The sequence below is a fragment of the Paenibacillus sp. FSL R7-0210 genome (assembly GCF_038009085.1).
Classification (GTDB): domain Bacteria; phylum Bacillota; class Bacilli; order Paenibacillales; family Paenibacillaceae; genus Paenibacillus_AQ; species Paenibacillus_AQ silagei.
The window spans coordinates 3,408,070-3,418,246 of the sequence record NZ_JBBPAR010000001.1 but is presented as its reverse complement, the minus strand read 5'-3'; the positions used below and the strand labels follow the sequence as shown (position 1 = coordinate 3,418,246).

Here is a 10,177-nt window from a genome sequence, read left to right as displayed (position 1 = left end):
GTCCTAATAGAACGGTCTGCGCACTTGAAACATTTCTCTATTCACTAACACTTATCTCCTCCGCTATCTCCGCATAGGCACCGCAACCTCCCTGTCATGGCTGTTCGCTTCACCGAGAATGTTAAGTGAATGACCCTTACTATAAAATCAAGCTTTTTTACTGTTTTTGTTCCTTTCTTTACGTCTCTGGGTTACTGCCTGGAGCGGGCAGACAGGGAAGCTGAGGCGGGAGCCGTAGAATCCTGCCAGCCCTTTCCCCGTAATCCCCCTACATGTAAAAAAGGGAACGAAAAGAGTAAAAAAAAGACATGCAGAGCAGGGTGGCGGGAAAGCAGCCGGGAGTCTATCATTAAAGGTATTCTACAAAGGTATTCCACCAACTCTGCCGCCGGAGGTTATGACTTGAAAGCTCCCTTCACCTTGAAGCCCAACCGCCGTTTTGTGAGCGTGAAGAACAAGATGCTGTTCTTTTTCCTGCTGGCCATTCTGATTCCGGTTGTGATTCTGTTCGCTAACTCCTATATCTCCTCCCAGCAGATGCTTGAACGTAAATATACGGACCTGCTGGCCGATGTGACGAGACAGTCGAATATCCGCATCGAGGAATTCCTGGAGGACACGAAGCAGATTTCGCTCATCGCCAGTTATGGGATTAACAGCTACATCTCAGCGGTCTCGCAGGAGAACTACCCGGTACAAAACTATCTGCACGACAGCTCCGTGACGAACGAACTGCAGGCCACGCAATTGCTGATGAATTACATCACTATGAAGGACCGCGCCATCTCTATCTATGTCTACAATCTGGTGAATGGCAGCGACCTATATGTGGCCCCGAACAAACCTGTCGATTATACCTACAACCCCCGCAAGGAGGACTGGTTCACCGAATTCCTGCGTTCTGACGATATTACGCGCGATTTGCCGACCCGGCTGGACCTGCAGACCAAGGCGGACAGTAATTGGACGATCTATAATCTGCGCAAAATCTTCGATATGGAGAACGGCAAGCTGATCGGCGTAATGGCGGTAAGTGTAGACATAGATTTCATCAACCGGTTGAACAAGCGGATGGAGGCAGGCAACCGTTCGGCCTTCACTGTTACCGATGACAGCGGCATAATTATATTCAACAACAATTATAACCTGATCGGCAAGCCGTTCAGGACACTTTTCCCGGTCCGTGAGGAAGAACTTGCCGCAGGTTCAGGCAGGCAGATTGTCCGTGTATCCGGCAAGGATTATATTCTGATCCAGTCGCCATTTGAGGAACATAACTGGAAGACTTATATGTATATGCCCGTGGAAGAGCTCGCGGTGGAAGGCGATATCCTGAAGCGGAATCTGTGGACGATTGCTGTCGTGCTTATCCTGTTCGCCCTGGCCAGCTCGGTGTACATGTCGAATCTGATCACCCGGCCGATCAAGCAGCTGATCCGCAATATGACGCTGGTGGAGCAAGGGAAATTCGATAATCTCCCGGCGGTCCGCTCGAATGATGAGATCGGTGTCATGGCCAGCCGGTTCGAGCAGATGTCCGCTGAACTCAAGCAGCTGGTGGAGCGGATCTACGTGGAGCAGGAGCAGAAGGTCGAGGCTGAAATTCGCGCGTTGCAGGCCCAGATCAGTCCGCATTTTCTGTACAATACGCTGAATTCAGTCAAATGGATCGCCACCATGCAGCAGTCGGAGAAGATTGTTGAGATGACCGGGGCGCTGATCTCCATGCTCCGTTATACCGCCAAGACGGACAACCGGCTGGTGCCGATCCGTGAGGAGCTGGAGCACATCGGCCATTATATAATCATTCAGAAGGTGCGGTATTTCAACCGGATCGAGTTCCATTCGGAAGTGGAGGAGACGCTTGCGGAGCAGGAGATTCCGAAGCTGAGCATCCAGCCGCTGGTCGAGAATGCGATCTTCCACGGAATTGCCGACCAGGAGGACGGGCTGCTGTCTATCGAGGTCCGGCGGGCCGGTAATGCTGAACTCACCATTACGGTCAGAGACAACGGTGCGGGCATGAGCGCTGAGGCGGCAGCGAAGCTGCGCAGCAGGCTTTGCGGTGCAGAGGACAGCGGCGGCATCGGCGTTATCAATGTGCATCAGCGGGTACGCCGGTTATACGGCGAGCCGTACGGGGTATCGTTCGAGAGCAGTCCGGGGCAAGGTGCAGTATTCGTAATCACAATTCCCATTCGGGACAGGAAGGGGGCCTATTGAGTATGTTAGGTGTGCTTATCGTGGATGACGAGCTGTTAATGCGTATCGGCCTGAAATCGATTATTCAATGGGAAGATGAGGGATTTACGATTCTGGGGGAGGCGGCAAACGGGCGCGAAGCGCTGGAACTGGCCGGGACGCACCGGCCGGATCTGATTATTACGGATATCAAAATGCCGGTGATGGACGGTCTGGAGCTGATCCGGGAGGCCCGGCGGCTGGACATCGGCGGGCAATTCGTCATCCTTAGCTGTCTGGAGGAATTCCAGTACGCCCAGGAGGCGCTCAGGCTCGGGGCGGCGGACTATCTGATCAAGAGCGATATGAAGCCGCACGAGCTGGTGCATGTGCTGGAGACGGTTAAGAAGCGGGCGGTCCGCCTCTCCGCAGGCAGCTCCTCCGTAATGCCACCCGGCTCCTACAAGGAGAGCATCGGGTATTTGAAGGAGACGCTCTTTAAGGAGCTGATCAGCGGCTTCAAGGCCGCCGGGGATGTGCAGGTTAACCGCGAATCTCTGCGCATCCGCCTGGCGGATGAGCCGATGGTGCTCCTGAAGCTGCGGATTAACCATTTTGAACAGCATAGACGCAAGTATGTGGAGCAGGATGAGAAGCTGCTGCGTTATTCAGTCACCAATATTCTTGAAGAGATTCTTCCGCGCAAGCGGGCGAAGGAGATCATTGTGATGAACTCTGCGGAATATGTGCTGCTGCTGGACCTCGGGCCGGAGGGGCGGATTGTCCGCGCGGAGATTGAACGCGCCGCCGCCAAGATTCAGGCGGCCATGAAGGATTTCCTGAAGCTGACGCTGTCCATCGGCGTCAGCGGTCCGGCTCCCGGCTTTGGCGGCTTGAAGCAGGCCTATCAGGAGGCGGACATGGCGCTTGACGAGCTGTTCTTCGCCAGCGGGAGCGGCCTGTCCTTCTATGATAAGGCCAGGAGCCGTCAGAGAAGGGGGGAGCGGCTGTTCATCGACAAGCCTTGCATGCGGAAGTTCAGGCAGGATACCGAGAGCGGAAGCGAAGGAGCGCTTGCCTTCCTGAACAGCCTGAAGGATACTATGCTGCTGGAGGGCTGCACGAAGCAGGCGGCGCGTTCGACCTACATACGGATGCTTGGCGCGATTCTGTCCTGCTTCCCGGCGCTTCCCGAGCCGAATGAAGCCGGGCTTACGGTGTACGAGAGCATTCTCCATGAAGAGAGTCTGGAGGGTCTGCACCAGACCGTCTCCGGTTATCTGGAGCAGTGCAGGGCGCAGATGTCGGAAGGCGAATCCTCCCGGAGCTATGCAGAGCAAGCGAGTGAACTCATCATGCAGCTGTATGCGGAGGATATCTCCCTCCAATCCGTAGCGGACCGGATCAACGTGAACGCCTCCTATCTCAGCAGGGTATTCAAGCAGGAGACCGGCGAGAACTTCGTCAGCTTCCTGACCCGGCTGCGCATGGAGAAGGCCAAGAGCCTGCTCAGGGACAGGAACATCAAGGTCTATGAGGTTGCTGAGCGTGTGGGTTATCCGAACACCGCGTACTTCAGTAAGCTGTTCAAGAAGCTGAGCGGGATGAGTCCCGAGGAATACCGGGGCTAGAAAAGTATTAGATTTAATTCAGTAAATAGAGTAAATCCCGCAGGTTCCGAAAAACGGAACTGCACTGGCCGGATGAGTTTGCTCCTAACGGACCTGAGAGACCCTATTCCCAGCAAAACGCCACCTTTTGCGGATTAACGGACTGATGATCCCTTATCGTCTCTCTACGAGAGGTTTAGGAGTAGAGATTTCAAGAATAAGCTCCATGAGGTCCGTTACTTGCCCAAGTGGTAATGTTAAACCAGAATAAGCGCGCCTCAGTCCGTTACGCCGAGCTATTACGCCTTTAATGGACAACTCCCGTCTTCATCTGGGAATGGCACCTGAAGGGGCGCTCCACTCCTCTAGTCATTCAGGCAGGATAGTGGCCTATCCACCAGTATAAATCTGACGCTGTACTAGAACGGCAATTGTCAAAAAAAGAACAGAGTCTGTAAAAGAAGTGCATCCGCTGCGGGTGCACTTTTTGCATCTTCCGGGGATTGGTCAAAAAAGGGAATGTTTCCGTAAAAAACGGCCATTCCGGGAGCGGCGGGGTTCACCTACTATTGGAGGTGCAGCAGATGCAGCACATCCTAAATGGAAGTTGGGGGTAATTCTAGTGAAGAAAAAAAGCTTAGCAACCGTATTGTCCATCCTGCTTGCAGCGGCCACCTTGACCGCTTGCGGCAGTGGCAACGGCAACAGCAATACATCGGCTTCACCACCGGCAGAGGCAACGGATGCCGCAGCGGCCACCCAGGCGGCAAGCGGAGAGAAGGTCCAGCTGACCTACGCGATCTGGGATTCCAATCAGGAGAAGGGTCTGCGGACCATTGCCGATGAATTCGAGAGCAAGAACCCGGACATCAAGGTCGATATCGAGGTGACCGGCTGGTCCGATTATTGGACGATGCTGGAAGCGGGAGCCACCGGCGGCTCGCTGCCGGATGTCTTCTGGATGCATTCCAATGAGATCTACCGCTATGCGAATAACGGCATGCTGCTTGACCTGACAGACCGCATCAGTAAGAGCGAGGACGTCAAGCTGGAGAATTACCCGGAAGGACTGAACCAGATCTATAATCTGGGGGGCAAGCAATATTCGGTTCCGAAGGATTTCGACACCATCGGGCTGTGGTACAACAAGACGCTGTTTGACCAGGCGGGTGTGAAATACCCGGATGAGAACTGGACCTGGGATGATCTTCACAGCGCCGCGAAAGCGCTCACGAAGGATGGGGTATACGGCTTCCTCGCGCCGATGCATAACCAGGAGGGGTATTACAACTTCGTCTATCAGAATGGCGGCACCATTATTACAGCGGACAAGAAGTCAGGTTATGACGATCCGAAGACGATCGAAGCCCTGGATTTCTATATAAGCTTCGTACGTGACGGACTGTCCCCTGAGGTGTACGGAGATGCCGAGCGTGCCGATCTGCTGAAGAACGGCAAGGCGGCGATGGGCCTGTTCGGTTCATGGAACCTGAGCGGGTTCACAGAGAACGAATTCATGGCGAAGAATTTCGATGTGGCCGTCCTGCCCAAGAAGGCTGCGCAGGCCTCCATCTACAATGGTCTGGGCAATGCGATTGACGCCAAGACGAAGCATCCGGAGGAAGCGTGGAAGTTCGTGGAATACTTAAGCTCCAAGACCGGCCAGGAGCGCCAGGCGGAGCTGGGCGTTGCCATCTCGGCGTACAAAGGCGCGGCTGACAAGTGGGTGGATTCGAACAAGACCTTCAACATCAAGGCATTCGTTGACATGGTCAGCTATGGCGTAATCCGTCCGTATTCCAATACAACGGCTGTCTGGGAAGACAAGGCTTATGAAGCGCTGAAGCCGGCGTTCTCCGGCAAGGTGTCCGTAGAGGAAGCAGCCCGTAATGCAGCGAAGGTGATGAATGAGAGTCTGGCGGAAGAGAAATAAGCAAGAGTCATATGCCTGCGGCAGCCATAGGGCTGCCGCAAGTTTGATAGGAGAGGGAAGCAGATGAATCATACCGTCAAGAGGAAAATTGGAGCCAAAACCTGGAATGAATGGTCCTGGGGCTGGTTCCTGATTGCGCCAACGATGATCGGCCTTATCGTCCTCAACTTCATTCCAATAGTGCAGACCGCTTACCTGAGCTTCTTCAAGAGCGGAGATTTCGGCAAAGGCAACATCTACATCGGGTGGGACAATTACCGCAAGCTGATTCAAGATCCCCAGGTATGGCATGCTGTCGGCAATACACTGCTCTACACCTTGCTGGTCGTTCCTGTCAGCATTGCCATCGCCATGCTGGTGGCCGTCCTGCTGAACGGTAAGCTCGCGGGCCGCTCGCTGTACCGCACGATCTATTTCATTCCGATGGTCGCCGCTCCTGCGGCAGTGACCATGGTATGGCGCTGGATGTATAACCAGCACTACGGCCTCATTAATTACGGGCTGTCCAAGCTGGGCCTTCCGGCCGTCAACTGGACGACGGACCCGAGGGTAGCGATCTTATCCATCGCGGTGATCGGAATCTGGAGTGTCATCGGCTATAATATGGTGCTGCTGCTCGCCGGTCTGCAGGAGATCCCGAAGGACTACTACGAGGCTTCGGATATCGACGGAGCCAGCCGGGTGCGCCAATTTTTCGTGATTACCCTGCCGCTTGTAACGCCAACCCTGTTCTTTGTTGTGGTGACCACGATTATCCAGGCCATGCAAGTGTTCGATGTCATCTATATGATGATCGATGTGAGTAACCCGGCCTATGACCATACAGTATCGCTTGTGTATCTCTTCTATAATAACTCGTTCAAGTACTCGAACAAGGGTTATGGCTCAGCGATTGTAATGGTGTTGCTCGCGCTGATCATGATCATCACCTTCTTCCAGATGCGAGCGCAAAAAAAATGGGTCAACTACATGTAGGAGGCGGCACTATGGCCAAACATAAACAACTTAACCGTATCTTAGCCCACCTTGTGCTGCTCCTGGGAGCAGCCGCGATGATTCTTCCGTTCGTCTGGATGGTGCTGACCTCGTTCAAGTCGGTTACGGAGTCCACCTCGATGAATCCGTTTATCTTTTTCCCCAAGACTTGGCGGGTGGAGAATTATCTGGAGGTATGGCGGCAGAATAACTTCCTGATCCTGTACTGGAATACGTTTGCGATGATGGCGCTAAGGGTGCTGTGCGCGGTGATGTTCAGCGCGATGGCGGCGTATGCTTTTGCCAGACTAAGATTTCCGGGGCGTGACTTCTGCTTCAGTCTGGTGCTGTTCCAGATGATGGTGCCGACCCAGATCTTCATCATCCCGCAATATCTGATGGTCGATGCGCTGGGGATGCGCAATACGATCTTTGCGTTGCTGTTTCCAGGGCTGGTCAGTGCCTTCGGCACCTTCTTATTGAGACAATTCTTCATGGGCCTGCCTAAGGAGCTGGAGGAGGCGGCGAAGATCGACGGCTGCAATATCGGCCAGACCTTCGCCAGAATCATGCTCCCGCTGGTCCGCTCCGGTCTGGTGGCCCTCGGGATATTCACGGCCCTCTTCTCCTTCAAGGACCTGATGTGGCCGATGATTGTCAACACAAGCTCGGACGCGGCGACCCTCTCCTCGGCCCTGGCTAAGATTCAAAGCGCTTTCGCCGTGGACTACCCGGAGCTGATGGCGGCTTCCGTGCTGGCCATTTGGCCGATGCTGCTCATCTACATCCTGTTCCAGCGGCAATTTATCGAAGGCATTGCAACTTCAGGGGGGAAGCTCTGATTGTCCGTTGACTGCAATCTATGGAATCGGTCAGAATATAACGATAGGGCAAGAACGTTACAGAAGCGAACGGGAATAGATTAAGGAAGGGGAAGCGTCATGAAGAAGTGGAGACCCGGTATCGGGGGCAGCATTATTCTGCTGCTGTTCATGATTGGCGGCTGTGATACCCGGAGCAGTACAGACGCTTCCCTGCTGTCCGGCGGAGGCGGAGCGGCAGACACCCGCGAACCCGTCATCCTCCGGTACTCCAGCTATCTGCTGGATACGGCGCAAGCAGGCAAAGTGTATTTTGATGCGATTGCCGAATTCGAGAAGCTGTATCCCCATATCCAGATCGATGCAGATTTCATCCAGAACAATAATTATACGGCGGGGATTAAGATCAGGCTGCTTGGCGGTGAGCCGATGGATGTATTCGATACTTGGTCGCCCAGCCTGTTCGAGGAATTCCGCGCTCTGCGGAGCGATATGTACCTGGACCTGACCGGAGCCGATTTCCTTAAGGAATTCTACCCGAACTCCCTGCTGCCGGTTACGGTGGGCGGCCGGGTATACGGTGCTCCTGAGGTGATGCACAGTGACGGGCTGCTCTACAACAAAACCTTGTTCGACTCTCTCGGACTGGAGGTTCCGCGCACCTGGGACGAGTTCCTTGCGCTCTGCGTGAAGCTGAAGCAGGAAGGGCTTATTCCGGTGGCAATGGATGCGGAGTGGTCCACAGCCCAGTTCTTCTGGGGGTCTATCATGTCGGATAACGGGGCGGATGCCGCCTGGACGAAGAAGCTGGAGAGCGGGGAGATCCGGACCCATGATCCGGTGTTCGTGGATGCCATCCAGAAGCACCGGGAGATTATCGACCGGGGGTTCGTGCCGCCGAACTGGAAGAGCCTGAAGCATGAGCAGGCCAAGGATCTGGTCGGCACAGGCCAGGCGGCCATGATTATTACCGGAACCTGGGACATCCCCAGCATCAAGGAGCGGAATCCGGCTCAGGATATCCGCTTCATGATGGTGCCGGGCAGTGTGCGGACGGTGCCGAATATCAATGTCGGCACGTACCGGGTGATCAGCTCGCGGACGGAGCATCCCGAGGAGGCCAAGCAGTTCGTGGCGTTCATGAACGGCAGGGCTACGCAGGAGAAGCTGGCCGCAGGCGCTTTGGCAGTGCCTTCGGTCATCTCGGCCCCGACGGACCGGAGCGATTCGGTCTCGTCCATTGCCGCTGCGGTAACGCGCGAGGACGCCACGCTCTATTGGCCGCATACGGTATCGACCGAGTCGCTCCAGGTGAAGATTCTGGAGGGCGTCAACCAGTATCTTGCCGGACAGCCCTTGGAGACCGCACTGGCCAATATCCAGCAGGCGATTGATGAGGCTGCGGCCAAGCGGCGGAAATCTGAGTGACCTGAGCAGGAGATAGGAGATGCCTCTAGAATATAGTCAGGGAGGCAGTTGAATATATAGACTGAAAGGGTAGGACACAATGGTTAAATACAGAACGGCAGCTCCGCACGAACGCGAGGAATACATAGATTTGGCCAACCTTGCCTTCCGCTTTGATTTTGAGGTCCTGATGCCCAAGGCTTATGACACAAGTGTAGATTCTTCCGCCATGCATAAGGTTGCTGTGGACGAGCAGGGCAGGCTGCGTGCGCTGGTGGCTGTTTTTCCAGAGTCACTGACGGTATGTGATCATACGCTGCGCACCGGCTATCTGGGTACGGTATCTGTTCATCCGCGTGCGCGAGGCGAAGGGCATATGAAAGCGCTTATGAACCTGTGGCTTGAAGAGCTGCGGGGTACCTGTGATATGGTTGTATTATATGGACAGCGGCAGAGATATGAGTATTTCGGCTTCACGCTTGGCGGTGTCAAGTTCAAATATACCGTGGCAGAGGCCAATGTGCGCCATGGCTTAAGAGGGGTGAATGACACCGGAATAACCTTCCGTCCGCTGTTTGAGGTTGAAGGAGGAGCAGAATTTGCGCATAACCTGAACACCTCGCGGCTTGCTTATGTTGAACGCAGCTTAGAGCAACTGCCGCTGATTTTCGGTACACTCTGTCAAAAGGCACTTGGCGTTCTGGATCAGGGCAAGGTGATCGGGTATCTGGTTGTCAACGAAGCGGGCGATGATATAGCTGAATTCGCGCTGGAGAAAGCGGATGATATTCAGCGTACGATTAAGGCTTACATGGCCTACAGCAGAGCCGGGCGAATAACGTTGCATGCGCCGGAATATGACCTGCCGCTGAACACAGCGCTTGGCAGCATTGCCGAAGACTTCGTAATCGAGAATTCGGATATGTATCATATTCTGGATTTCGCCAACATCCTGAAGGCTTACCTTACGCTGAAGTTCAAGACCACAGGCATTATCCCGGGAGAATTCTCCGCAGTAATGGACGGACAGCCGGTGACGGCGCGGGTGGACGAAGAGGGCGTGAGCGTCGAGCGGTCTGCCAAGCCGGATGCATTTGTCCTCAGCAAGCAGCAGGCTCAGACACTTCTGCTTACCCAGCATGGCCGATATATGGCAGTGGATGCACCCGCAGGCTGGTTCCCGCTGCCTCTGTTCTGGTACAAGATTGATAAATACTGAGTAATCATAGTTCTGGATAATCCTAAAGGAC

The 10,177-nt window shown here is 54.5% G+C and carries 7 protein-coding genes; all 7 read left to right on the top strand.

Going from position 1 to position 10,177, the window contains the following annotated elements; genetic code table 11:
* Positions 1-402 precede the first annotated feature (402 nt).
* Positions 403-2,223, top strand: coding sequence for a sensor histidine kinase (locus MKY64_RS14920; protein WP_340953885.1), 1,821 nt, complete (start codon positions 403-405; stop codon positions 2,221-2,223).
* Between the two features lie 2 nt (positions 2,224-2,225).
* A complete protein-coding gene (locus tag MKY64_RS14915) occupies positions 2,226-3,812 on the top strand; it encodes a response regulator (protein ID WP_340953881.1) in 1,587 nt (528 codons plus the stop codon).
* 601 nt (positions 3,813-4,413) lie between these two features.
* Positions 4,414-5,724: an ABC transporter substrate-binding protein gene (locus MKY64_RS14910; protein WP_340953879.1), complete on the top strand. Its 1,311-nt coding sequence runs from the start codon at positions 4,414-4,416 to the stop codon at positions 5,722-5,724.
* Positions 5,725-5,787: 63 nt separating this feature from the next.
* Positions 5,788-6,699 carry a carbohydrate ABC transporter permease gene (locus tag MKY64_RS14905; protein ID WP_339313709.1) on the top strand — a complete coding sequence of 304 codons (912 nt, stop codon included), beginning with the start codon at positions 5,788-5,790 and terminating at the stop codon, positions 6,697-6,699.
* An 11-nt stretch (positions 6,700-6,710) separates the two neighbouring features.
* Positions 6,711-7,541, top strand: a complete 831-nt coding sequence (locus MKY64_RS14900) for a carbohydrate ABC transporter permease (RefSeq protein WP_339313710.1) — start codon at positions 6,711-6,713, stop codon at positions 7,539-7,541.
* A 99-nt stretch (positions 7,542-7,640) separates the two neighbouring features.
* A complete protein-coding gene (locus tag MKY64_RS14895) occupies positions 7,641-8,948 on the top strand; it encodes an ABC transporter substrate-binding protein (RefSeq protein WP_340953874.1) in 1,308 nt (435 codons plus the stop codon).
* A 79-nt stretch (positions 8,949-9,027) separates the two neighbouring features.
* Entirely contained in the window at positions 9,028-10,146 is a 1,119-nt protein-coding gene (locus MKY64_RS14890; RefSeq protein WP_340953872.1) for a GNAT family N-acetyltransferase, read from the top strand.
* The last annotated feature ends 31 nt before the right edge of the window (positions 10,147-10,177 follow it).